Source organism: Metallosphaera javensis (ex Sakai et al. 2022) (genome assembly GCA_021654415.1).
Classification (GTDB): domain Archaea; phylum Thermoproteota; class Thermoprotei_A; order Sulfolobales; family Sulfolobaceae; genus Metallosphaera; species Metallosphaera javensis.
In genome coordinates, this window is record AP024487.1 from 2390001 (window position 1) to 2415068 (window position 25068).

General features: G+C 37.2%; 19 protein-coding genes, 1 pseudogene and 1 CRISPR repeat array. Of the genes and pseudogenes, 11 read left to right on the forward strand and 9 right to left on the reverse strand.

Annotated elements, in window-relative coordinates:
• Positions 1-281 precede the first annotated feature (281 nt).
• Complete coding sequence (locus QVC96_RS13455) at positions 282-1184, forward strand: TM1812 family CRISPR-associated protein (protein ID WP_287689530.1); 903 nt, start codon at positions 282-284, stop codon at positions 1182-1184.
• A 593-nt stretch (positions 1185-1777) separates the two neighbouring features.
• Here QVC96_RS13455 and QVC96_RS13460 read toward each other — a convergent pair.
• From QVC96_RS13460 to QVC96_RS13480, 5 genes are all read right to left on the reverse strand, one after another.
• Positions 1778-2128 (reverse strand): hypothetical protein, encoded by a 351-nt coding sequence (locus tag QVC96_RS13460; RefSeq protein WP_287689531.1) that lies wholly within the window; start codon positions 2126-2128, stop codon positions 1778-1780.
• 98 nt (positions 2129-2226) lie between these two features.
• The gene (locus QVC96_RS13465) at positions 2227-4152 is read right to left on the reverse strand and encodes a DEAD/DEAH box helicase (protein WP_287689532.1); all 1926 of its coding nucleotides are present in this window, start codon (positions 4150-4152) and stop codon (positions 2227-2229) included.
• Positions 4149-4928 (reverse strand): type I-D CRISPR-associated protein Csc1, encoded by a 780-nt coding sequence (locus tag QVC96_RS13470; protein ID WP_287689533.1) that lies wholly within the window; start codon positions 4926-4928, stop codon positions 4149-4151. The genes QVC96_RS13465 and QVC96_RS13470 overlap by 4 nt, the downstream gene beginning before the upstream one ends.
• The gene (gene cas7d / locus QVC96_RS13475) at positions 4925-5974 is read right to left on the reverse strand and encodes a type I-D CRISPR-associated protein Cas7/Csc2 (protein WP_287689534.1); all 1050 of its coding nucleotides are present in this window, start codon (positions 5972-5974) and stop codon (positions 4925-4927) included. Before cas7d ends, QVC96_RS13470 begins: the two co-directional genes overlap by 4 nt.
• Positions 5961-8426: a CRISPR-associated protein gene (locus tag QVC96_RS13480; RefSeq protein WP_287689535.1), complete on the reverse strand. Its 2466-nt coding sequence runs from the start codon at positions 8424-8426 to the stop codon at positions 5961-5963. Before QVC96_RS13480 ends, cas7d begins: the two co-directional genes overlap by 14 nt.
• 128 nt (positions 8427-8554) lie before the next feature.
• Between QVC96_RS13480 and csa3 the strand changes: the two genes are divergently transcribed.
• Positions 8555-9205 (forward strand): CRISPR-associated CARF protein Csa3, encoded by a 651-nt coding sequence (gene csa3 / locus QVC96_RS13485; protein WP_287689536.1) that lies wholly within the window; start codon positions 8555-8557, stop codon positions 9203-9205.
• A gap of 325 nt (positions 9206-9530) precedes the next feature.
• A pseudogene (locus tag QVC96_RS13490) lies at positions 9531-9998 on the forward strand (CRISPR system precrRNA processing endoribonuclease RAMP protein Cas6); the annotation flags it as partial.
• Between the two features lie 35 nt (positions 9999-10033).
• Positions 10034-12040: a CRISPR direct-repeat array (repeat unit 24 nt; unit sequence GTTTTAGTTTCTTTTCGTCATTAC).
• A 738-nt stretch (positions 12041-12778) separates the two neighbouring features.
• Here QVC96_RS13490 and QVC96_RS13495 read toward each other — a convergent pair.
• A complete protein-coding gene (locus QVC96_RS13495; protein ID WP_287689537.1) occupies positions 12779-13264 on the reverse strand; it encodes a hypothetical protein in 486 nt (161 codons plus the stop codon).
• The gene (cas2, locus tag QVC96_RS13500) at positions 13245-13535 is read right to left on the reverse strand and encodes a CRISPR-associated endonuclease Cas2 (RefSeq protein WP_287689538.1); all 291 of its coding nucleotides are present in this window, start codon (positions 13533-13535) and stop codon (positions 13245-13247) included. The genes QVC96_RS13495 and cas2 overlap by 20 nt, the downstream gene beginning before the upstream one ends.
• Before the next feature lie 1497 nt (positions 13536-15032).
• Between cas2 and cas1 the strand changes: the two genes are divergently transcribed.
• The 5 genes from cas1 to QVC96_RS13525 all read left to right on the forward strand — a co-directional run bounded on the left by cas1 (position 15033) and on the right by QVC96_RS13525 (position 19878).
• Positions 15033-15920, forward strand: a complete 888-nt coding sequence (cas1, locus tag QVC96_RS13505; RefSeq protein WP_287689539.1) for a CRISPR-associated endonuclease Cas1 — start codon at positions 15033-15035, stop codon at positions 15918-15920.
• A 128-nt stretch (positions 15921-16048) separates the two neighbouring features.
• Entirely contained in the window at positions 16049-16663 is a 615-nt protein-coding gene (locus QVC96_RS13510) for an IS6 family transposase (RefSeq protein ID WP_287690516.1), read from the forward strand.
• A complete protein-coding gene (locus tag QVC96_RS13515; RefSeq protein WP_287689540.1) occupies positions 16648-18405 on the forward strand; it encodes a hypothetical protein in 1758 nt (585 codons plus the stop codon). Before QVC96_RS13510 ends, QVC96_RS13515 begins: the two co-directional genes overlap by 16 nt.
• 49 nt (positions 18406-18454) lie before the next feature.
• Entirely contained in the window at positions 18455-19315 is an 861-nt protein-coding gene (locus QVC96_RS13520) for a hypothetical protein (RefSeq protein ID WP_287689541.1), read from the forward strand.
• A gap of 305 nt (positions 19316-19620) precedes the next feature.
• The gene (locus tag QVC96_RS13525; RefSeq protein WP_287689542.1) at positions 19621-19878 is read left to right on the forward strand and encodes a hypothetical protein; all 258 of its coding nucleotides are present in this window, start codon (positions 19621-19623) and stop codon (positions 19876-19878) included.
• Positions 19879-20174: 296 nt separating this feature from the next.
• Here the strand turns inward: QVC96_RS13525 and QVC96_RS13530 are convergent, their stop codons facing one another.
• Together QVC96_RS13530 and QVC96_RS13535 are read right to left on the reverse strand one after the other, a co-directional pair.
• The gene (locus tag QVC96_RS13530) at positions 20175-20615 is read right to left on the reverse strand and encodes a hypothetical protein (protein WP_238025939.1); all 441 of its coding nucleotides are present in this window, start codon (positions 20613-20615) and stop codon (positions 20175-20177) included.
• Positions 20616-20709: 94 nt separating this feature from the next.
• The gene (locus QVC96_RS13535; RefSeq protein WP_287689543.1) at positions 20710-21024 is read right to left on the reverse strand and encodes a hypothetical protein; all 315 of its coding nucleotides are present in this window, start codon (positions 21022-21024) and stop codon (positions 20710-20712) included.
• 307 nt (positions 21025-21331) lie between these two features.
• Here QVC96_RS13535 and QVC96_RS13540 point away from each other — a divergent pair, with 307 nt between their 5' ends.
• From QVC96_RS13540 to QVC96_RS13550, 3 genes are all read left to right on the forward strand, one after another.
• Positions 21332-22609: a glycosyltransferase family 2 protein gene (locus QVC96_RS13540; RefSeq protein WP_287689544.1), complete on the forward strand. Its 1278-nt coding sequence runs from the start codon at positions 21332-21334 to the stop codon at positions 22607-22609.
• A 113-nt stretch (positions 22610-22722) separates the two neighbouring features.
• A complete protein-coding gene (locus QVC96_RS13545; RefSeq protein WP_287689545.1) occupies positions 22723-24192 on the forward strand; it encodes an MFS transporter in 1470 nt (489 codons plus the stop codon).
• Positions 24193-24272: 80 nt separating this feature from the next.
• Complete coding sequence (locus tag QVC96_RS13550; RefSeq protein ID WP_238025933.1) at positions 24273-24902, forward strand: helix-turn-helix domain-containing protein; 630 nt, start codon at positions 24273-24275, stop codon at positions 24900-24902.
• Positions 24903-25068: the final 166 nt, after the last annotated feature.

A 25068-nucleotide genomic window follows, 5' to 3' on the forward strand; every position in this document is an offset into this window, starting at 1 on the left:
CCCACAAAGCAGAGCCAATGCATTAAAATATAACTCTGATGAAATTAAGTATTTTTTACAAAAATTGGAGATTTATATTATACCAAATACTGATATTGGAAGTGCTTTAGAGTTGGAAATAAAAGAAGACAATAAGGCACTAATAAATAAGGAATAATAGGCCGAAAAGAACGTCTTATTCGGAAAACAGAAATCCTGTCTTCATTTTTAATGTGATATATTCAAAAAGTACCATGATGAAGGATATGAAATAATTTTGGACTTAAACCCATGGTACTAATGTGTTAGTTGGCATCTCTTTAGCTTCCATGTTTAATTCCAAAGTATATGCTGCTCCTGTTATGGGACCACCAGGGGCTCAGAAGGAGGTAAATATTGTGGAGTTAACTGACGTTATTGAAGCAATGAGGAACTCAATAATGATTGAAGAGTCAATTAAGAATGTTGATGAAAGATATTTCGTTGATTATTCTAGCAGACTGAAACAAATTAATCCTAATGATATGCCAGAAATCTCCTCTATCTTGAAGAATATTAAATCCCATGACCCTGGAATGATAAAGAACTTCTTAGCTCAATTAAGGAATGGATTACCGGTTAATGCAATAAAAATGCTGAAGGATTTAGAGAAAAATATTAATGAATTTGAGGATAGAGTAAACAACTTGAGAGAGTTGTATGAGGAATGGTATTCTCATTCGAAATTGTCGAGCTTCAACACCATTTTATTATCTAACTTCTATTCCGCTTTAAGTGTAAAAGATTTAATGAACAAGATAAAAGGTAATAACGATCTGGAATCCCTCAATAAGATTATTGATCTTTACGCAAAGGTAAAGTACTACGATAAATTCTTATCCCTAGCTAGAGAATATCCAATAGCGTATTGTATGAAAATCAAGGGTGGAGGAGCTTACGAAGATACAAATAAAACGTTAGAAGAATGTAAAGCTAAAGTTGATGAAATAATAACGAAAAAGATATCAGAGCTAATTAAATACAGGAACTTTATAATGCACAGCGGACTGTCTGTAGACACAAAGACCAAAATTACACATAATGGAGAAATAGATCAACTAGCAAAAGATGTGGATCTAACAAAAATAGAGAATTCGATTAAATCGATAAGGAAAAAAATTGACGATACCATAAAATCCATCGAAAATGATAAAAATAATTCATGAGATAGCTATTCTTTATTTTTACTTAACTTATTTTGTGAGATTTTTTCAAAACTTACACTACTCTTTGTGATTAAAAAGTTCTTACGGAAAGTTATTTTTTACAATATCTATAATGTGTTTCTCATCGTAAAAGCAACGCATTCGTATTGATAGATTATAAAGAGCTTTAGATAGCTTAGTTATTATAGCGGTTTTTACAGTAAGCGTAACATCATTTCCAATTGCTTACGTATTTTGAAAAATCTACAAACTCATTGCTTTTTTTGGGTTTTCATTACTACATCTAAATTCTCTTGGAACTAAAATACAATAGTACAAATACTAACAAAGCAAAAATTATTTGTTACGTATTTCGGAAAGTTTTAGAAATTTTAGAGCTTTTACACTCAAGAATGATTAAAAACTTACCAGACTTAGTGGCAAATAAAGTATGAATTTGTTTATGATAAAAATGAAATTATTAATTTAACCAGCAAACTTGCTTTGTCCGAGTTTTTTAGTTTATGTTAGTATTAACATTCTCTTCATAAAACTGCGAAAATTTAGAACACAAAGTAAAACTTACTTGAAACAATAATAAATAAATAAAAAATTTACATATATTTCATGAACCTGAACGGATCTTTCTTAGGCATTATTTGTTTTAATTTCTCGTTTGAAACGAAATAAATGATGTCTGAGAATGGTGATTCTTTTAGTAATATGGGATAAGTCTGACATCTTAAAGATGTATTTACTATTTTTCTTATTATAATGTTTAGTGGAATTATTGTAGATTCTATATATCCTTGAGATGTTTTAATTGCAAAATTTTCCATAAATATGAATACTAGGTAATTTCCTATCTGTAATGATGGTTCAACTTCTGATGATCTTACATTTTCTTGCGCTGTAATGATGAAATGTAGTTTAGGATCTTTCATCTCTATCCCATTTTTTCTCATACACTATACTATGTTATTCCACTTAATAAAGTTTACACCAAATTTTAACGTCGTTCTCTTTTCTTGTATCCGTCAAATATCTAGTAAAAATTTTACGTTTAAATGAATAGTGCCAATGCTATAAAATTTTCTTTATCAGCATAAACTGGTAATGCTGATTCGTAGGTTGCTACTAGTTCTGCCATTCTTCTTTGGTCTTCCCATTCTCCTGGATTTTCAAAGCATGATTTTTTGATTAAAATTACGTAAGATCCTTCCAATTCTTTTAATTGTCTAAGGTAAATCTGTTGTTTCTGATTTCTGAAGACTAGTATAGGCTTATAATTATAGAAGCGTTCTATTGTAATTAATTCACATGTTCTAACTTCATATGCAGAAATTTTAATGTATGGAGATTCTTTTATCGGTTTTTCTAGGTTGAAGCATTGATCATTTAGATTATATTCAAAGTTTCTTAATAACGTGAAGAATTCGTCATAATCTGAGTTACATATTTTTCCTTCTATTCCTCCTGGCCTTAGGGAGAATAATCTGAAGTAGTCCTCTGTTGATGGTCTTATTCTAATGTTGGATTTAGGCATGTCTTGGATTACTGATCTTACAAAATCTTTTCCCTGTTCTATTGCGTAAATTATTTCTACTGCACTTAAGATTGCTTTTTCTCTTTCTTTAGAAAAAGTCAGTTGATCTAATTTGTCGTCTACTCTTTTATCGTATATCTTCCTTATTAGATCTAAGAAGGTCTCGTAGTCTTTTTTTTTCTCCTTATACTCATTTAATGTTTTTATTGTCTTGTACTTTCCTTCTAAGAATATGTGTACTTCTGCACTTCCTTCCCCTTTTCTTCCAAATCTTCCGAATCTTTGAATTAAAGTTTCTGCGTCATGAGCGAAAATATATCCTTTATCTAAGTTTGGTACGTCTATTCCAAAGGATAAGGCTTGATTTCCTATAATTATTTTTTGGTTTTCTATTTTGTCAGTCTTTACACAATTTCCGTAATCTTTATCTAATCCCCAGACTAACGCTGGTTTTTCTTCCCAATTTTTTTGACAAAGTTGCGAAATGTAATAAACTCTATCTAGTATTATTCCAGTTTGATTTTCAATTTTTTGTGGAATGTTATTTACTAATTCTTCTTGTGGATTTCCTGAAACTAAATGGAAAACTATTTTAGTTTCTTTCTTTATTTTACTTCCTTCTTTTGAAGTTTTTACTTCTAGTGAATATCCTTGAATATTAGTTGGAGTTGCAGATGAAAATATTATCGGCTTTTTAATTGGATTACGTTCGTTCCAAAAATCAAACGCTTTTATTAGAGCGTTCAAAGACGATCTAGAAATTCCAGAGTATAAGTGAAATTCATCAATAAACCAATAACCATTAAATATTCTTGCAAACAAATTAGATATTCTAGAAATTGGCTGTTTTGGAATATTTAACTTATCTATTGCTTCTCTAGTCGAGTACTTTGTAGTAGCTTCAAAAATTTGTGAAATTACGTTAGATAATCCTAATTTTGTTAGAAATAAATAAGGATATTCCGGAACTGTTAAAATTAGGAGATTCTTTCCCCAGAGTTCATTTACCTTGGCAAATACTTCATCCTTTGTTTTGCTAGTTAACATTGCTAAGTAAAATTCTGCTGTCTTTCTTTCCACTTCTTCGTTGTTTTTTATTTCAAATTCTCCTTTAACTTCATAAAAATTGTTTCCTTCAGATATTTTAAAGTTCATATTTTTTAGAGTATTTAGTACTGATTTTCCTTGATCATAAACTAAAACTCTTGAAGGGTACATTCCGACTACAGGTAATTTATTGTCTAAAGCGTCGATTAGAAGGATTAGGAGTGAAAAAGTTTTTCCTGAACCTGTTGGTGCTTTTATTATTATTTTGTCTGTTTCTCCTTTTTTTCTTATTATTTTGTAAAGATCTTCTTGGAATTTTCTTAATTTTATACGGTTTATTTCAGTTTGCCCTTCTTCTAAAAAGGTGTTTTCTAAGAAAATTTCCATTTTGATCATAACGGAAGAGTTATGCTAATGTATCTGTTTTCAATTTGTCCTTTTATTTTTAAGCATTTGTCAGTTGTTGCCCAACCTATTTTTCCTTCTTCTAAGGAAGGAGTATCTAGAATTTTTGCGAATTCTTTTATCTCATATCCGAATTTTTCAGTGTCTATATCGTTTACTGGTATTGAGCTAGTGCATTCTTCTGTACTTTGTTTGATGTCTTTTATTTCTACTTCATTATAGTATATGTCTAATATGCCCCACCTCTTTTTACCTATTCTTATCCATCTAGGTAATTTTGATAAGGGATAATCGTCTGAAGTTACTATATATGTCATGAATTTTGAACCTGGTGAAAATGCTGAGTAACTAGTTAATCTAGGAAAAACGTTTTTTGTAGGTTTTCTAGTTGGTAATGCATAACTCCACGATTCTGCTGATAGTAAGAATGAGTTGACTACAATTTTTTTAGGAACTAGAGGGAAAGAGTACAGTGATTGTTCTTCTTTTTTAGCAAATTTTTCTATCTCCTTTTTTACTGTAGTGTACTGAAGTTTTTCTCCTCCTCTTTTAGCTTTTAATTCATAATCAGCCTTGTGTAAAGAAGGAATTACGAAGTAAGCTTCTGAAGGCATTCCTAATAATCCATACATTATAGGATAATTGTGAATATAAGGTGATGGAGTTATGTATGAACCCATTGATGATGAAGAAGTTATCATGGGTTTTACTTCTGTAGAAAAAATAAGGAATCCTTCTAAAGTAAAGTCTGCTTCATATATTTTCATTTTTTCTCCCTAATGAATAGTTTTATTCCTTTTCTGAAGTTTACTCCATTCATCCAGGCTTCTTTTACAACGTCATGAGATATTGTTCCATTTACAGTTAATTCATCTAATACTTTCTTTGCAATATCATCAGAAGTTATTAGTACGTGGTTTTTCTTAAATCCGTCTAAGTAAGAGTTTATTTTTCTATTTATTTCATCTAAGTTATTTAATCCTTCTATTCCAGCTCTCCTATGTAAGTCATATCCAGAGGATACTTCATATGACGAGAATATTATTGCTGGTATGTGAACAGATATTTTTCCGAAATCGCTAGTCACTGCACCTACTCTGCTGGTAGACGCTAATGAGTAAAGTGATAGTAAGAATTCTGCTGGACTTACGTCTTTCATTACTACCTTTCCTACGAATATTGTACCTTCTCTAACTAAAGATAATCTGAATAATGCTCCAGTCCTTTCTCCTTCTCCTTGTATGAAAGTCGTTTTAGTTACTTCGTCTACTGCGTTAAAAGTTCTAACTACTACGCTTTTTTGCTCCGGTTCAGTCGCAATATGTAAGTCTCCTTCTATTCTACTCTTTAAGTTAAATGATCCTTCTTCCTTTACTGCAAAACCAAACTCCATACAGTTAGGACATTCTCCGCATAATCCTCCCATTCTTTCTTCTTCTTTCTTTGTTGAGGAGAATGGTCTTAGAGAGCAATCCCAATCGTCATTTTTTCCTCTTATTTTATTTATTTCTTCTTTATTGGCAGAATAGTCTCTTCTTAATAATTCCAACATTTTTCTTCTCATGCTTGAAGTTAATTTTTCGTGAAGTATTATAGGATATTTCTTATCTCCTACAGTAGCTAATGTTATGTCCTCTCCTCCTTCGTGCCTTATTATTAATTCTCCTTCTGCTTGTATCGTTACAAATACGTTAATTACTCTTCCTCTTGGTACTGCATTTTCTTTTTTTACGTCAGATAAGTCAGCAAAAAATGGAGATATTTTTTCTTCTTCTATACCTAATATTTTTCCAATTTTTTCATTTAGACTCATTTTTATCACCTATTGTTTTATATAAAATATACAACCAATTCGTTATTGCGTTTGAAATTGATATAGCCAGAGACCTATCGCTCTGGTTTTCTATATCATATAAAATAGAAAAAACGTCATTTAACTTATAATACATAATTTTCTTTTTATCATCAGTAAATACTTTTTCAGATAATTGATTTTCTAGAGAAGATAAAGACGCATTAACAGCAATTCCTATTCTATCATCTTTTGCTAAATTAGTAGAAGAAGTTTTGAAAAACATATCAATACCATCCCTTAAAAATCCTATTACATCGTACTTTGATTTAGCTTGCTTATTCATTTCTTTTAGATTAGCTGCTATTGAATACAAACTATTTTTTAACGTTTCACCCATTTTAGACACCTTACCTAGAGTAAAATTTAAAAAATATGAACGAGGAGATATATAACTAAAAAACCTATTATCTTCTTCACCAAAAGCTACTACCGACAAAGAAGGGTCTACAGAAGCAAACAAATCCATTTCACTAGCCATTTCATTTATACAATTATCATCCTTACAAACTCCAATCTTTTCATAATAAGACAAAAGAAGAAGCAAAGTCTTGTAATTGTTTTCCTCCTTATTCTCCAATTTAGTCCAGGTATAATTAAATTCTGAAGAAAAGTCAATACTCCTACTCTCCTCTGGAATATCTAATATCGTAGAAGAAATTTTCACTGGAGCGGATAAGTAAGATATAGAAATCAAAGGAGCATAAGGCAAAATCTTATTAAAAGTAGTCTTATCCAGCCTAGTAATTATCCTTGATTTAGGAGCAACATCAGAAGCCTTTATTATCACTTTTGACGATAAATAATCAACTATACTCTTCTTATTAGTCAATTCGTTAAAATTTCCACCACATGACCTAAAAACTTCCAAATAACTTGAATTCGATGTAACATTCTTAGTCACATTAGCTATTTTAGAAGCATCATAATCTAGAATTTTAAGCAAAGAAACCGGAATACCAGGATAAAACGATACTATAAAATAAGGAGGTTGTATAGTATTCTTCAACTGAGACGCTTCATAATTACATATTTTACATATATGTAAATCATCCCTTATCCTATCAATCTCGTCTAACGCAGTTTCTCTAGGTATGAAAATCTCAGTTTTACCAGAAAGCAACTCAGCAAACTGCTTAAAACGGACTGGTTCCTTATCGTAAATAGAAGTACCACAAACCACACAATAATCATAAGGCTTTTCCTTAACTTCCGGAAGATCATCCTGAACATAACCAGAAAAAGACTTCTTAACAAAAGAAAGCAAAGTCAAATCAGTAGTCTTAGACGAAGAATACTTCCCTCTTATAATATTCTTAACCTTATCCAACATAACAATAGGATCATCAATCTCCTCCATGTAATGCGGAAACTTTTCTTTAATTCCTAAACCTTTCTTAATGTAATCTTTATCCGAAGAAGAGAATTTCTCTATAAAATACATTAAAACACCATAAGGTATATCATCCTTATGCCTCTCTATAATCTCCTCAGCAACTTTAACTTTCAACTCAGGAGATAAAAGACCAACCTGATCTTCAAAGTAAGAACATAACTTAGAAGGCAGAAAAGCATTAACTTGCTTAGCTTTTCCCTCATTATATAAGGTTGACTTCCTAGAGTTAGGGTCATTCAATTTTTCAAAAAACTCTCTCTTAGAATTCAAGCACTTTTCTATTTTATCCTTTACAGCGTCAGTACCCTCCTCCTTTCCTTCCATCAATTTTTCCAAAACATTATATATAGAGAGAAGAGATACTGGAGGAGAATCCTTCTTACTCAAATAAACAAAACCATCAGTATAAGAAATTAAAGGAACACCATTACTCAAATTAATTATTTCATTAGATGCTAATAAAGTAAATAACCTAAAAGTAGAAGAAACATACTTCAAATCCAAACCATAAGAATTCAAAGCCTTTATAGCATCAACATAAGAAGGAGACTCCTTATATTTTACAACATCATTAACACTCCTTATATCACTTATCATCAACATATCAGCCAATTTTACAGAAATCCAAATAGGTAAATGAACATTATCAGGCAAAGTCCCTTCAGCAAATAACGATAGAAAATGCAAAGCCTGATTCTCATCAAACTTCAAAGCTTTCGCAATTTCCTTTGCCCTATCCTCCTTTCCCTCTAACTTATTCCAATCATGAAGAAAACCTACATAAAAACACAATTCCTTAAAATTCTTATTATAAGCTTTTTCCAACGAAGCAAAAGCAGAAGGTTCAACATCATAAATACTCTTACATATATCCATGGATAAAGTACCGACTGAAACAGTATGAAAAACATAAGATTGAGGAGACTTATACTTAGCCTCTCTAACTCCCTCCTCAAAATTTAAAACTGACAAAGCATTTTCTATAATAGGAATAATCTCATTTTCTTGCTCTATCATGTTATTCTTTTCCGTATAATATCCTCTCTATATTAGTTTAAAAATCTTTTGCACCCTTTTACTAGATATTAGTATTTTCTCGCCTACATGAAAAAAGACTTATATATTTGGAGGTTTCATGTAAAAGTATGAAGGTTTTAGTATTATCTTTAGGCTTCACCGTTGAGTACTTAGTCAGAATAATTTCCACTAGAGGAACTTCTGACATAAACAAAATAATAATTTTTACTTCATTCGGAGAAGATCCCTTAAGCAGAAAAAGATCAGAAGACACAATTAATTACGCAAAAGACTATCTAACCAAAGCAGGATTAGAATACGAAATAAAAGCTCTAGATATCTCCAAATCATTTCTAAACGTAGTCCTACAAATAGCAGAAGTACTAAGAAAATATAATGAAATGGAAATTTACATCCTAGGCGGAATGAGACTATTCGCACTATCATTATACTACTACGGCTTAATAGCAAAAAATTTGAACAAAAACGTCAAAGTAGTCCTTTACACAGAAGACATGACACTAAAAGGAGAATTACCATTAACAATACCAAAAAGCTTGAAAGAAGAAGAAATAAAAATACTGAAAAACCTAAACGACAAAAAAACCATCAAAGACCTAGCAGAATTACTACAAAAATCAGTATCAACAATATCAAAACAAATCGACTCACTAGAAGAAAACAACCTAGTACAATGCAAAAGAATAGGAAACTCAAAAGAATGCACAATCACAGAACTAGGAAAAATATTATTACAATTAGATGATAGAAATGTATAAACTCTACCAAATAAAAGTAAAACTCTCAAAATTCAAAACAATCGATTACACAGGAAAACTAGTCAAAGCAATCCTAATACAAGCAAACGACAAAATGGAAGAAGTATTCGAAAGCGAAAAATACCCTTCCCCCAAACCAATAAGAATAACACCAATATACAAAGACAACCAACCAATATACTCCAAAGTAATAGTAAAAAAATTCGGAAAAGACAAAAAACCAGACTTCTCACCAAAAGAAATAGAAATAAACGGAGAATACACATTCTACGTAGGAATAAAACAAGAGTTATACATAGAACTACAAAAAACCCTCACCAAACTAATGTCAGGAATAGACTTCGACTACGGATCATACAGAGTCTCAGCTAAGATCACAGCATTCGAAGAAAAAGAACCAACAATAAACGAAAACTTCCACACACTAAAAATAAAATTCAACTCACCCTCAATCTTCAGAGACCCATTCACCAGAATAGCATCAATAGAAAGAAAAACAACAGAAAAAAGATTCCTACCATTCCCCCCATTCATATTCTCAGTAAACGTCTACGAAATCAACAGAGAAATATATAAAAGAAACATAATAAGACTAGCATACTCCCTAGTAGAATCACACAACAACCTAAATACAGTAATGAAAGTATGGTATTACTACGACGGAGACTGGCTACCAGGCATAATAGGATACGCAAAATTCTACCTAAAAAAAGACCTACCACCATTCGTAATAAAAAACTTAATACAAATATTCAAACACGCACAAATAATGGGAGTAGGAACAGGAAGAGCAGCAGGATTCGGATTCGCAGAAATAGAAACAATTTAGTTTTAGTTTCTTTTCGTCATTACAATGGTGAGGATGAGCAATGACTAAAGTTATCATGCTTGTTTTAGTTTCTTTTCGTCATTACTAAGAGGGGATCAGCGTAATTTATTGTTCATATCCGTTTTAGTTTCTTTTCGTCATTACACTTCACCGGGAAATCCCTGTCGAGAACTCTCACCCGTTTTAGTTTCTTTTCGTCATTACATAGCATACGCCGGGCTAGCCCTTATCCATTATTGTCGTTTTAGTTTCTTTTCGTCATTACACACCTTGTAAATCAGCCTCTTCCCCTCAAGATCGTTTTAGTTTCTTTTCGTCATTACAGGCAGTTTTTGGGTCAACGCTCTGTATCGCTGAAACGTTTTAGTTTCTTTTCGTCATTACATTCCTTTCAATTCTCCTCTCCCACGACATTTACACTGTTTTAGTTTCTTTTCGTCATTACATTCACGGAAGCTCCATAGGACACCAGCAATTTGTTTTAGTTTCTTTTCGTCATTACTTCGGTCTAGTGGCTTTACAAGGTATAAGCCAACAGTTTTAGTTTCTTTTCGTCATTACCCTCAATTTCAAAGTTGAACACAGGGGGTGACGGTTTTAGTTTCTTTTCGTCATTACTGGCTCGACATGTTCATAATATGTTTGAATTTGTTGTTTTAGTTTCTTTTCGTCATTACATAGCCAGGGAAGTACACTACCACAGGCCCTGAGGTTTTAGTTTCTTTTCGTCATTACGTCATTACAGGGCAATCAGGAAAAATCTACACTATGTTTTAGTTTCTTTTCGTCATTACTATGGGACAATGCGAAGAGTAGTAATGGGAGGCACAGTTTTAGTTTCTTTTCGTCATTACGCTGGAGAGGGGCTGGGAGAGTGGGCGAAAAACAGGTTTTAGTTTCTTTTCGTCATTACAAGGCGGAGGGCAACCCCATTCCTCATACCCAGCATCTATAGTTTTAGTTTCTTTTCGTCATTACACGGTGGGGAGCGATCACGTCATTCTCGCCAACGTCAGGTTTTAGTTTCTTTTCGTCATTACTTTCCGCGCGAGGAACACCAATGTCTAAACCTTTCTGTTTTAGTTTCTTTTCGTCATTACTGCATCCTCTCTATTTCCATATGCGCCGGGATACTGGAGTTTTAGTTTCTTTTCGTCATTACGCATCGTTTCACTGCCTGATACACTGGAGTGGCATTGTTTTAGTTTCTTTTCGTCATTACTGGCGCTCGTGAACACTTTCAGCGATAAATCATTGTTTTAGTTTCTTTTCGTCATTACCTTGGGAAGAAGGAGGCGAAGGAGGTGGAAAGCAATGTTTTAGTTTCTTTTCGTCATTACTGAAATCTTTGGTAGATGGATGGATATTTACATGTTTGTTTTAGTTTCTTTTCGTCATTACATCGAGGAGCCGGCAGGAACCACGACATGTTTTAGATGTTTTAGTTTCTTTTCGTCATTACAAGTGACAGTCACCCAGGCCGGTTTCAAGCATTCAATGTTTTAGTTTCTTTTCGTCATTACTCAACCTGTTCATACAGGGAGAAGGACGGCGTGATTGACATGTTTTAGTTTCTTTTCGTCATTACTATTCCTCCATCGCCTTCGCCTGCTCCGGCTGATCTGTTTTAGTTTCTTTTCGTCATTACAGGGAGATCCTGAATGATTGACGTTGAGATTCTCAGTTTTAGTTTCTTTTCGTCATTACTTAACTATATTTCCAAACGCATCTACAATACAGTGTTTTAGTTTCTTTTCGTCATTACTAGACGAAGGATACCTGGCCCCAGCTTCGTTATACGTTTTAGTTTCTTTTCGTCATTACATCCCTGAATTTTAGGATAGAAGGACATTTACATGTTTTAGTTTCTTTTCGTCATTACCCATTGTCTTTCATCTTAGTAAGATGCTTAAAAGAATAAAGTTTTAGTTTCTTTTCGTCATTACGATAGACTCACTCAGAGTGGCATATATAACAAAAATGTTTTAGTTTCTTTTCGTCATTACATGTCCTTTTGTTCATCAAAAATAATGTTGTTTTGCCTATTTATAAATTCATCTTTCCCTTAAGTCTCCTTAAAGTTACGGAAGACCCTTAACGCAAATTGAAAGATTGCCTTTTTTCAAATTTCGTTGAACGATTTTTACACCGAATTCAGACTTAAGGTCTCTTCTCCTTATTTAAGGCTTATATACTTAAACAATGATTGCATATAAACGTGCGTGATATAACTTCATTTATCATAACTCGTTATGTATTAAAAAGTTTTTTACGTTCCCATATGGATAGCCTATACATTACGTTAAAATAGTAATAGTAAGAAAAATTGTACACTCTATTTTTCTAATTATTTTGAATTATTTGATATTTATTTTTTATACAACAACTGTTTTTCCATGTATAGTATTTTATGCACTTAACTAGTATTCAAGACAAAAATGAAAACTTTCGTGATATACACTATCCTTATGCTTTTTGCCGTAAACTATCGTATTTTAGTAGTCATTTTAGCTATAGAGAGAATGTAAAAGTGTGAATTTTGAAAACTCCAAGGCGCTATCATTAAAAATAAGTTAGTTAAGATAATGGATAAAACTGAAATGCATTTTTTCGTAAGTACTACATGTATTTATAACTTGAACTTATCACGTTATTTTTACTGTGTATAGGATGTTATTAACGTAAATTTTAAAAAATATAGAAAATTTATAGCTTACAACAACAAAAAAGATGGTTTGAATAAGTTATCCATATTCGCATATTCTTCTGTAAAGGCATGAGGGGCAGAATTTTATTCTTTTTCCTTTTGGTTCTCCTTCTAGGACGTCGTAAAGTAGGTTTGCTGCGTAGTCTAGTGCTTTTGCGTTTGGGATTACTAGTGTTCCGAATTGTTCTCCTGGGGTAGTAGAAATTATTGCTGTGGAGCAATATTCATAATATTTCATGCACATATAAGAATAAATGATGCTTCTTAGAATTATGTGGTTTATTCCTTCTGTTCTTGTTATTGTAAATTCTATTGCTAGGGAGTCTTCTAATCCGTCTGGTATTCCTACTATTTTTACCCAATCTTTGTATTTGAAGTATAATTCTAATTGTTTTGTGTTCCATTCTATGTCGTTTTTTCTTTCGTATTCTAACCTAGGGTCTTTTGATTTGAAGCTTTTGTCTATTGAGAATTTTGCTCTGAGTTCGCATATTGATAGGTCGTCAAAGATCCTGACCGGCAAAGATAATTTGTAGCTCGTTTCTCGATATTTTATTCTTGGAGACGATAATAGTTCTTGAGAAGTCAACGTTCTGGACAGGGACGAAAGCGATGGTATCTCTTTCTTTAAGATATCCTGCAATTTTTTCCGATAGGAAGAGTATTCTATTGTAGGATAATCTTCCTGCATAAACTGATCTAGATACAAATGATAGACCGTAACGGCGTAAGAGTCTCCTAACTTTACCACGGATTTTTTCGTCTGAAATGTCATATGCTACTACCACATACATATAAGATAATGGTTTAATTAAAAAATAATAGTTTTTTGTAAAGACAGAAACATGAGATAAAGGCTTTTTTTAATGTAGTTTAGTTCGTTTTAGCTATAAAGAATTTGTGTGATTGTAGACTATCTTATTTTAGTTCATTTTACTACGTAGGGAATATAAAAGCTAACGTAATAAAAATAAAGCATAGACAGTGAAAATTATACTCATAAGAGGTGTGAGGTAGAGAATGATCAGGTAGTTCCTGAGTGAAAATTATAATGAGAGATTTGTGAACTATACTGTTTAGATACTATTCCAGAAAGTCTATCCAGATCATTGCTTCGTGTAGTATTTGTAAACTATCCTATCCTATTTTAGTTCATTTTAGCTATAAAGAGAATGTAAAATGCAGATATAGATTTTGAAAAAACTAAAAAGCAAACATAATTTAAATAGATTTTTAATAGCATTTTTCATAATACCATAAAAAATCCCGGGTAAATTAAGGAGAAACACTCAAAATAAGGGCTTCTATATTAATTTTATTCAGAAGTTCTCCACTGATTTAGTCCTAGATAATTTATCAGTTTTCACGATATAATGAAACTTTGACTCAATCTTCAAACTATCCTTTAATCCATTGTTGTATTATAAATGCTAAATATATGCAATTATAATATTTTTAGCTTTTAATAGATATGAGTATCAGAATTGTTAAACGCTAGTTTCCGTCTTTACATAGTTTTTGTTTTTAGTGTATTTCCAGACTTTTTTAGAAAATTGGAATGTTTTCATGAGGAGAGAATACTAACATTAACGTAAATTTTGAAATTCTATAGTCTTTATATAACTAATCAAATTTTATTATAAAATGTTATTAGAAACTAACTGAATTAATACTAAACTTTAAATTGTAATTACAAAAAGTCATTAGAAGTTGTAAAAGTATCAATCTTTATGTCATGAAAATGAAAAGCCCTGCGAAAATTATGATTTTGATGATCCGACAATCCATTTGTTAGCGTTTATATTCTGCAAAAATTATAATGTTATGTGTTACCTATACTACGTAGTACGTTATCTTTGTAGAGAATATAAAGGAGTAAATTTTGAAAAATTCCAAAGTAATGAAAAGACTAAACAAAACCAATATAGTACTTTCCTTCAATTTTACCTATATCTTTCAGTTCCTCCTATTATCTTAAGAAAATTTCACTTTTAAGATCAGATTACTAATATCTATAAACAGTTTATTTTTGTACGAACTTTCTTGAAGATAGTTAAAAATCCGTAAAACACTATCAGTAGTTAATTCCATTAAACTATTAAAATCGCTTATCCTTACTTTGTATGATAAACTTTTGCAGTTTAAAACTCATTTTCATGAAGAGAACGTTAATATTAACGTATTTGGAAAAACCACAAATCTATTCAATAATTACAAATAATTCCACTAAATGATAAAACATTATTAGCTATGTAAAAATAAAAACTTTCATATCAAACTAATTATGGTGATTGCAAATTATACTGATTGTCAAAAATGCTACAATCAGCAGAAAAGCTTCAGATTTAATAATTACCTGGGCTGGTAAAACTACTGAAGTTTCCACACATGAACTTGAATTACTTATTATTATGGGAAGCAATGTTACTCTCTCATCTTCAGTTCTTCTTTTTCTTGCCTCTATTGGAGTTCCTGTAGTCATTAATGGCAAAATTTACGATTCCGTCTTAGTCTCTCCTTTTCTCAATACTATGAGCGAAATTAGAGCTAAACAATACTTAATGAGCGACAACGACAAATTATACTTAGCCAAAAAATTTATTGAAGGCAAAATTTTAAGTATGAATAATTTAATGAAATATTTTTCTTATCTTAGAAAAATTCAAGTCAACCCAGTAAAAATCAGCTTTGACAAAGTTTCAGACATTGATTCTCTAAGAGTAAGAGAAGCAGAAATGAGTAAAAAAGCCTGGGAAGAACTATCAAAGTTCTTTCCTAACTTCAGTGGAAGAAAACCAAGAAACAACGACCCAATAAACAGAGGCATTGACTACGCTTACTCCATAATTTACGGACTTTGCACCCACGCCTTAATCGCCGTAGGATTTGATCCCTACTTTGGCGTCATGCATAAAAATATGTCAGGAAGAGTATCCTTTACTTACGATTTTTCCGAAATGTTCAAACCAATAGGCATACACGCAGTATTCGCCACAAAAAGTCTATCCTTAGACTCAAATGGATATCTATCCAAAGATTCTGCTTTATCTGTAACTAAACATTTATACGACATAATTGTTAAAAAGAAAATTAAATCAGCAATATATAGAAAAGGCAACGAATTAAAGAAATTCGTAATGGAAAATAAAGACTTCACACCATTCGCATATAAACCATAAAGATTGAATATACAGACTGAGTGTGTCCAACAATATTGCTATAATAGACAAAATTTAAGTTGGGCCAGGACGGGTTGATTCTGGGTGGGAGCGTGAAGATCGCGTCTCTCCCCGTCCTGACCCAGATAATGTGTTACCTTCTAAGGGTTAATAACCTTGAGCCCAGGTTCCACTCCCTGGAGGAGGTGGCGAGGGCCCTTGCTGGTTACTACCTGGGCCACTCGCTCAGGAGGTTCAAGTTGCCCAGGAGCACTGTTCACTACTACTGGAGGAGATTATCAAGCGCGAGAGTTGACGTGCCTGTGTCAGGGGAGTACGCCGTGGACGAGACCAAGGTAATCCTGGTTAAGGGCGTGGTGTACTACCTGTGGGTCGTGAGGGACCTCAACACGGGCGTTATACCCTTCTTCATGGTCACCGAGGCCAGGTCAGGTCTGGACGTGCTAATCCTGGTAGGGGGAGTGAGGGAGGTTGAGCTGAGGGTGAGGGGCGAGGTGCTTAAGGCCAGATATGTCCACGACGGCCTACCCGCGTACAACTTCCTCTCCATGGCAGGGGTAGAACACGAGCACATTACCTTCGGGGTGAGGAACAGGGTTGAACAGGTCTTCAGGACTGTGAAGCACAGGTTGTCAGGGATGGACTTCCACTTCCCGTGGAACTCCAGCAAGTGGAGCCTGAGGAAGTGGTTCTCCACCTACTTCACCGTCTACAACCTGTTGCAATTGTGGCAGGTGAGATAAATTGTTGGACACACTCAGCAAAGAGTTACGATGTGTTTCTTTCGCTTTTGACCTATCTCTTCAAGGCACGAAACTATATTAATAACGAACAGATGGAACGTCTTCGTCACATTTTAGAGGCTAAAGTTGACGGAACTAGCCTTCTTCAAGTACTGCTTGACGTAGCTAAGGACCCCATTAATTTCATTGTATTAGGTAGTTTCGGTAATGAATGCCCTGACAATGCTCCAGAGCTTTATGCAGAGGCATTTTTAGCTGGAAAAGGTGCAAGCGAAGATACAATAAGGTGTGCCTTGAAGTTATTAGGAAGTAGGAACCCCAATAGCAGGTTTATAGGAGCCTCTAGGCTCAGGCAACTCTCCTTCACAAATTCAAACTCGTTGAGAGCTTGGCTTCCTAAGATCGAAGAGTCAATAAATACGGATGAGGCGAGCTGGTGGATAGCAGATACTCTGAAGAACATGGGCAAAGATTACAATCTCTCAGAAGGAACGAAGGAAAAAATACTTGGAATACTCTCTCTCCCTAGTCCACAAACAAACAATTCCACTCAAGAGGGGTCTAGGGAAAGTTTCCCCTCTTTAGATCTGAAGATGAAGCTTGTGGAGTTATTGTCCCTACATGAAGATAATAGCATCGAAGAATACTTTCTAAAGCAGTTTATGGAAGGAGACAAGCTCCTCGCCATGAGATATTTTCGCTTGGCAAGGAAGGCTCCCAAAATTAAGGAAAGGATAAACGTAATCGGTGAGATGAATTCTCTCCTATCTGATCCACGACTAAGGGAGGAGGCCTTACTGCTACTCTTGAAGTCTCTTGATGTTGATGCAGAATTGGTGAAACAGAACCTGGAGAGTATAGTCAGATCCCTTAACGTGAAAGATGAGTACGTTATATCTGCGGGAATGTCGTATCCTTTAATGAGATTTATTAGTATATTGGCCGGGAAAGAGCTCTTCGCAGATATATTTGAGCGGTGGCTGGAGTCTAATGACCTAGAGAAAGTATTGGTGGGGAGTAAGTATCTCTTTGGTATAAGTGAATTGAGGCCAGATAAGGCCCCTCTGGAGCTCATACTCAGTTTCGCACGCAGAGACTTTGATGATAAGTATGTCAAATCCAACCTTCTGAGCTCATTGGTGGTAATATTAGCTACCTCTAAGTCGCTAGATGAGAAGAGAAAGGATGAAATAGTTAGAATATTGAAGGAAAAGGGATTGGAATATGTGGCTTACTTCCTTCCTAGACTGGCCCAAATAAATCCCGCTGTAGCGAGAGAGTTAAGGGAAGAAGCGCTAAAGAGATTAAGCAACGAGGGGATCAGGGAAAGAATAATTGATTTCTTTGCATACTTAAATGACGAGGAAGTTCTGAGTGAACTAAAGAACTACCCAAGATTACAGGCATATTTCCTGTCCAAGTTATTGTTGGCCAACTCAGAGACGGCAATAAAATACATTGATTTAGTAAGTAATCTACTGAACAAAGAAGAAAGTGAGATAGACGCCATGGATTTCATGATAGGGGTGGCAAAGTTCTACCCTGTTCTCGCTTTAAAGTATTATCCACAGGTTTTAAACAAGAGCCGCAGCGGAGAATTCTTCAGGCTCTTAGGAATGGGACTGGCAAGGCATCATATTCAAGAGATAGAGAAGGTAGTTAACGAACTTAAGGAGAGGTCGCCATCAGCTTTATCGGGCCTAGTCTGGTTTGTTGTGTATTTCACGTTAAAGGCTTCTTAAATACACAACAATATGAGGTAGCTCCGCTTTATCTCAATTTCTAGTTGGTTTGTCACGTGGAAACCCTGACTATGCGTGGAAATTCAAAGATATAGCTCTGGATTTACTAGAGTATCATAATGATATTTTGCCATTTTTCTTCTATATTGGTTTCGCCTATCCTGAAAGGGTTGATGAGATAAGTTCATGGAAACATAGTCTCTTTATAAAGAGATTAGCATATGCGAGTTTACTTGAGGGCGTTGCGCTGAGCGATCCGCATAGGGCATTATTCCAGGAAATAAACTTGGAGGATGAAAAAGAAGTAAGTGAGATTTTGCGAAGAGTTGCGTCCATTTTAATCTCTATGCATCCTGAACTTATTAGCAAGTTTAATTTCTACTCACCTTCTCTAGGTACGGTAGATATCAAACAGAAAGCTTACGGTTTCGCGCTCTTGGACTCTTCCTCACCCACTTCTGAGGTTACCATAGTAACTGATGCCAAGAAGCCAATCGTATTGGTTATTGGAGATTCTACAATTGATTTGGGCGCTGCTGGTGCCTTTAAGATTCCTCTAGGTGCTAAAGTGTATCACGTAGATGAGTCAGCCTTCACTATTCCAGTTAACCTTGTTGTAGATAGTTTAATAATTCTTTCTCAAGAAAAACTAAATTTCAGCGTTATTATAGATAAGATTACTACTCATGTAGAAAATGGAAATATAGGTCCGTGTGGTTTCACCTTGGATCAAGAGCTTGAGTGGAAAGATGGAGCTAAGGTTAAACTGACCGGAGTAACTTGCACTTCCTTTGGTCTTACCCAAAAGGGGGATGCTCATTGGGGGCTTACGGGAGCGTGTACTTGTGATGGTATTGATAAATGCGAAAACTGTAATGCCAGTCTTGGCTATAACGGACATTCCATGTAAGCTAATAGGTAACTAGCCATTAATCGAATGCGTGTTATAGCGAAGATTTAACGTCATGGAACTTGATCCTGACTTGTTTTTGTTTTCTATAATATTGACTAAAAATATTATAGATTTAATAAATAATAGTGTAATAATTAAAACTAAATGAATCTCTTTCATGTTTCGTCTAGCTTCCCTTCCTCAATATACCAATAACTAGGAATAATATCACTAGCGACTTTGTGTTTGTGGGCGCCTTTGCAACTATTTACTTGCTTAGCTTTTTAATCGGAATACCAGCTAGGAGAATAGCCTGGCCGAACTTGATAGACAGAGGAATTTCAAACTTAAGTAAGTTAATTGGTGGAATCTACGTTTCCTCGGTGGACTTTGCCTTGATTTTGTCGCTGGTGAACCTCTACCTTTCCGCACTGGCAGTGTTCGCGGGGGCGATAATCAACTATCTGGTTTTGAGGCATTTTACGGAGCAGAGAAGCCTTTTGACCGTGATAGTGATATATGTTGTTTTAGTGGCTATAACTACTGCTATAACTACCTTAGTAATTCTGGCAGGAGTGTGAACTTTAAATATTATTTGCCTGTAAAGTTGTGGGATTAATCATTGGCTAGTCAATATTTCATTTATATTACTAGTATATGACTGATCTCTAGAAGCTGAGCATAGTGTCTCATGCGGGCGTATTTTAAGATTTAAGAAGTTCAGTGCGAAGTCACGAAGCCATAAATTTATACAAGTTTGACGATGCCATGAAGCTCAGTTTGCAGATACATGGATATGCAAGATTGACTCTCATCTCTAATTTTCTCACGATATCTGAGCTCATAGCTCATTACGAGCTCGTCATAACTCCCGCCTTCATTTCTCCTTTCTCAACACTCCTATCACTAGGACCACTACCCCCGCAATCCCCAGGACTATCCCGAGCAGGCTGAGTATCCCAAAGAGGGCTATGGGAGAGGCCAGGTTTGCCACCACTATGTCTACCTTCACTGGGGAGGTGTAGTTATTCTGTACAATCAAGTTCCCGGACCCCGTGGCTATGGCCACGAATGCGTTATTGAAAACGTTCTGAGTCACCACGTTTCCCTGGACATTCACGTTGAGGGTGACCGGTGGTGAGGCTATAACAGTTATCACGTCCTCCTTGTAGGAAAAGGATTCCTGAACTGATTGCCCCGGCTGGAGCGTGCCTGAGGCCGTGACAGTGTTCTGGTGAATCTCAAAGAAGGCACTGAAATACATCACAACTGCTACCAGCATTATAATTAAACCAGCCAGTACTAAATTTCTTCTCATAAAATGAGTATTATTCGTGTATTAAAAAGTTTTCTTGATAACATCCAAATCTGTTCTGAAAAACTAGATTTAACCACGGTTTACCGGTAACTCCTCACCTTCTTTCCATTCCAAACATCACGGAGAAGTTGGCCAGAACTCCAAGGGCAAGGAAAAGGTGTATCAGGAGGAGGACCTGGTCCAGGAATATCCCCAGCCCCCCGTTCACTATTACAAGTCCCAGGTTACCCAGCGACATGCGCCTTTCAACCCCGGAGGTCCTCAACGTTGAGACCACGCAGATGACTAGCAATGCCACACCCGAGGCCACATGAAGGGAGAGGGGAAAGCCCAGTTTCAGGAGAGCACCATCCATTATCTGCAGAATGGAGAGCCCCGCTCCCAGAAAGAATAGCCAGAGCCTCTTCATTGAATCAGGTATGGAGACTGGTTAATAACTTATTGTTCCCGGTTTGTCCTGGGCTTCCCCTGTGCGGGAGGTGGAAGAACTTTCGCCCTCACGATCCGCATCTCTCGGGAGATGGGAAAACGTTACCCCATGTCCACTTCACGGGCTTTCCAGGGTCGTTTCAATGCCCTTCCAGTCCTCCATTGCACGACGGGCTCAGAGTTTGGATAAACGTTAAATCCTATCCTGCATTCTTCTATTTATGCAGATTTTATCCAATTCATTTGAAAATTTTACTGTTGATGCTTATAATGAAACTATTAAGGAATTGAAAAGAACCTCCCGGCTGGAGTTCCTCGGGATGCTGGCCTCGTCCCCCGTTATGGCTTTTCTCTTCCCTGGCTGGCAATTCAGGACTGCCCTTGACGTCATCAAGCTGGGCTGGTACTTCGCGTTACCCAAGGTGGGGGAATTCGGGGCGTCCAGGCTGACCCTGGAGAAGGAGAGGCCCTTCATTGACGTGGACAGGCTCAGGGGTTTCAGGTATGATGGGGTGGTGATAAATCAGGTGGTTACCTCGGGCAAAAATGTCAGGACAGTGGAGAGGACGGTGAAGTCCCTTCATCACTGGTACAGGGAGGTAGAGCGAAAGTATTCAGTGAAGATTCCCCACGAGATCTGGGTGGTCACGGACGAGGGAAGGGAAGAAGGCTTAAGGGGACTGGAAGCCAGAATAGAGGTTGTTCCCAGCAGTTACGAAACCAGGAACAGGTCCATGTTTAAGGCCAGGGCACTCCAGTACGCCATGGAGCAGAGGAAGGGCGCTGGATCAGGAACCTGGGTTTACTATCACGATGAGGAGACGGTATTTGGAGAGGATAGCCTCCTGGGAATTGCTGAATTCGTTCAGGGAGATAGGGATGTGGGCGTTCACGCCATAGTTTACCCTGTTAACTGGAGGGGAGATGTGTTATCAGTTACGGAGACGCTTAGGACATCCAACGACGTGATCAGTTTGTCCCTGTCTCCAAGGGGGATGTGGCATGGATCTGGTTTCATGGCCAGGGCGGAGGTGGAAAGGGAGATTGGATGGGACTTCGGTGCCGTCAGGGCGGAGGATCTCCTTTTCCATCTGAGGGCGTCCAGGAGGTTCAGGTATGGGGTAATGAAGGGATTTGTTTACGAGATACCACCCCAGAACATGAGGGACTTCCTGAGACAGAGGAGGAGATGGATACTGGGTATAGTTGACGGGTTAAGGGAGGGAAGAATGGACATGAGGAACAGGTTGAAGTACCTTCTGGAGTTGGCCAGCTGGTATTCCTCAGCGTTGGGCTTTCTGGTACCAGTCTTTGTCCTCATGAGGGACGCGAGCGCGCCCCTCCCCGTCGGCCCGTTTCTAACGGGGCCCATATGGTTCACCCTGATCTTCATGTTGAAGGATGGGTTTGTGACCACGAGGAGGTATGCAGGCCTGAAGAGACGGGACTTACCCAGGTTCATGGTGAAGGGGGTTACCGGTCTCATGCTCGAGGCCCTGGCGCCCTGGTACTCTCTGTTCACTGGCTGGAGGGATCACGGATTCCACGTAATTGATAAGGGGTAATAGAGCCCTATTTATCATCTTGGACTTATTCACGTTTTAACTTTAATGGTACTTCATGAAATCGGTTTAATTTACCTGATATTATTTCCCCGTTCAATTCCCCATGAGTCGGAATGGAGGAAAAGAACGCATCTGAAATTATAGCCAGACTGGATAGGTTGCCGGTCTGGTCGCTCCCGGCCACGTTCATAGCAGTTCTGGGTACAGGTTTCCTCTTCACGTTTTTTGATATCTTTGACATTAACGTTTCGTTCATTCAGACAGCGCTCACGACCTTTGGTGTGACCTCACCATCGTCTCCGAAGATTCCGCAGTTGCTGGGCCCGGTGGTACTCTGGAACCTGGTGGGGTACGTCATCGGGGCGCTAGCCCTGACTCCCCTGGCTGACAGGTACGGGAGGAAGAGAATGCTCATGGTTACCATGGCCATCACAGGGTTGGGTTCCCTCTACAATGCGTTATCCCCTGATTACCTGAACTACTTGCTTGCTAGGACCATAACCGGGATTGGAGTGGGAGCTGATCTGGCCATAGTCAACACGTATATAAATGAGGTGTCTCCTGTGAACGGGAGGGCCAAGTTCACTTCCCTGGTTTTCCTGTTCGCCACCCTCGGAGCGTTCCTGGGTCTCTGGCTGGGTCTCCTGATTACCACTCCCCCGGCGCCTTTTCCTCTGGGGCTCCCGGTTGCCCTGGGAAACACTGGCGTGTTCGCCACATCCGGTTGGAGGATAATGTATGGAATAGGCTCTCTCCTTGCGGTAATAGGCCTGTTACTCAGGGTTGAGCTACCTGAGTCCCCCAGATGGCTGGTGTCCAAGGGCAGGATAGTTGAGGCCTCAAGAATTGTGGAGAGGATGGAGGAGATTGCCAGAAGGAAGATGGGGGAACTACCACCCATACCGCAACATATTGAGGTGAAGACCATCACGGAGGTTTCCTACAGGGAGGCACTGAAGACAATCCTGGGGAACAGGGTTTACCTGAAGAGGTGGGTAATCATAATGTCCATGTGGTTCTTCGGGTATATCACTGTTTACACCAACGCTGCAGGGCTTACCACAATTCTCTCGTCTTTGGGATATCCATCATCGGAGGCAGGTATGATAGCGTCCCTCGGAATACTGGGTTTCGTGGCTGTGCCAGTTCTCCTGATTCTGTTCGGGGATAGGCTGGAGAGGAAGGTGTGGGTCCCCATCTCTGCGATCATAATGCTTCTTGGCGGAATAATCATGGCTGAGGCGGGGCGTAACTTCCCCCTCGAGGTATTGGGAGCTCTTGTGCTTTTCTTCGGTAATAACCTGTGGGTGCCCATCTCCTATACTTGGACCACTGAGAACTTTCCAACCAGGGCCAGGGTCACAGGATTTGGGTTGGCCGATGGAATAGGGCATATTGGGGGAGGTATAGGTTCCTTCCTTGTGGCCCTGGAAATAGGTAACATAGTCTCACGGGGAGTGACAGGGAATGTGCCACTCGAGGTTTTCATGTTGATGATATCGTTCCAGCTGGTGTCGGCGCTCATATCCCTGGCCGGAATCAGGACTGCCAGGAAACGTCTGGACGAGATATCTCCCCATTAACCCCTTAACAATTATAATATTTTTAATGCATATATAATAAGGAAAAGACTTTTAAAGTTTAAGATATTCATATACTTCATATGGGAGCCTTAAAGGTAATGACGATTTCAGTTCAACATGAGGGATGCTGGACTAGTAATCTGGATGACGTGGATGCCAGTACTGTGAACTATCAGGTTTACCCGGAAAGGGATTACTTGAGGTCCAGGATAACGGTGTATCCCAAGGATAAGTCCGTGGTGTTGAGGATGAAGAGGTCAAGGGGCGTGCTCAAGATAAATAAGGCAACGTCCTATGGCGACGTGTACTTTGTGGACTTTCTTAACAGGTACAGGGATTCCCTGGCAGGCTGGCTATACGATAAGGAGGTGATGTTTCTGTTTAACAGAATCTGGAGGGGAACCGAGACCTGGGGCTTCGTAATTTCCAGGGACAGGGTATCTGAGATACTGAGCGAGGTATCGTCATACGGAAAGCTGGTGAATTATTCTGTGGAGGACTTCAAGCTGGACTTGGGTCCCAGGCTCTCACCAGCTGAGAGGAGGGCATTGAGAACTGCCTATTCCAGGGGGTATCTGGACTACCCAAGGAAGGCGGATGCGGATACTGTGGCCATGGAGCTGGGCCTAAGCAAGGTTACTTTCCTTCATCATCTGAGGAACGCCTACAGGAAGTTGACAGTGCACTACCTCAACTCTGACCTGAGTTAAGGATGATTAAAAGGTAGCCACGTTTAGGCTACTTAGTATTTTAGTTATGGAACGTCCTGTTTACAAATAGATTGCAGTGTATCCCTGTCCCTGAGATAGAAAGGCAGGGCTTCATATGAAATCTGTATCATGGAAATCCTTTAGTTTTCTGGCTAAAACATTATTT

Coding starts and splice junctions, on each gene's coding strand:
- QVC96_RS13460 (WP_287689531.1), bottom strand. CDS start 2,128: ATGAGAAAAAATGGGATAGAGATGAAAGATCCTAAACTACATTTCATC.
- QVC96_RS13465 (WP_287689532.1), bottom strand. CDS start 4,152: ATGATCAAAATGGAAATTTTCTTAGAAAACACCTTTTTAGAAGAAGGG.
- QVC96_RS13470 (WP_287689533.1), bottom strand. CDS start 4,928: ATGAAAATATATGAAGCAGACTTTACTTTAGAAGGATTCCTTATTTTT.
- cas7d (WP_287689534.1), bottom strand. CDS start 5,974: ATGAGTCTAAATGAAAAAATTGGAAAAATATTAGGTATAGAAGAAGAA.
- QVC96_RS13480 (WP_287689535.1), bottom strand. CDS start 8,426: ATGATAGAGCAAGAAAATGAGATTATTCCTATTATAGAAAATGCTTTG.
- csa3 (WP_287689536.1), top strand. CDS start 8,555: ATGAAGGTTTTAGTATTATCTTTAGGCTTCACCGTTGAGTACTTAGTC.
- cas2 (WP_287689538.1), bottom strand. CDS start 13,535: ATGTATGTGGTAGTAGCATATGACATTTCAGACGAAAAAATCCGTGGT.
- QVC96_RS13510 (WP_287690516.1), top strand. CDS start 16,049: ATGTGTTACCTTCTAAGGGTTAATAACCTTGAGCCCAGGTTCCACTCC.
- QVC96_RS13530 (WP_238025939.1), bottom strand. CDS start 20,615: ATGAGAAGAAATTTAGTACTGGCTGGTTTAATTATAATGCTGGTAGCA.
- QVC96_RS13535 (WP_287689543.1), bottom strand. CDS start 21,024: ATGAAGAGGCTCTGGCTATTCTTTCTGGGAGCGGGGCTCTCCATTCTG.
- QVC96_RS13545 (WP_287689545.1), top strand. CDS start 22,723: ATGGAGGAAAAGAACGCATCTGAAATTATAGCCAGACTGGATAGGTTG.
- QVC96_RS13550 (WP_238025933.1), top strand. CDS start 24,273: ATGGGAGCCTTAAAGGTAATGACGATTTCAGTTCAACATGAGGGATGC.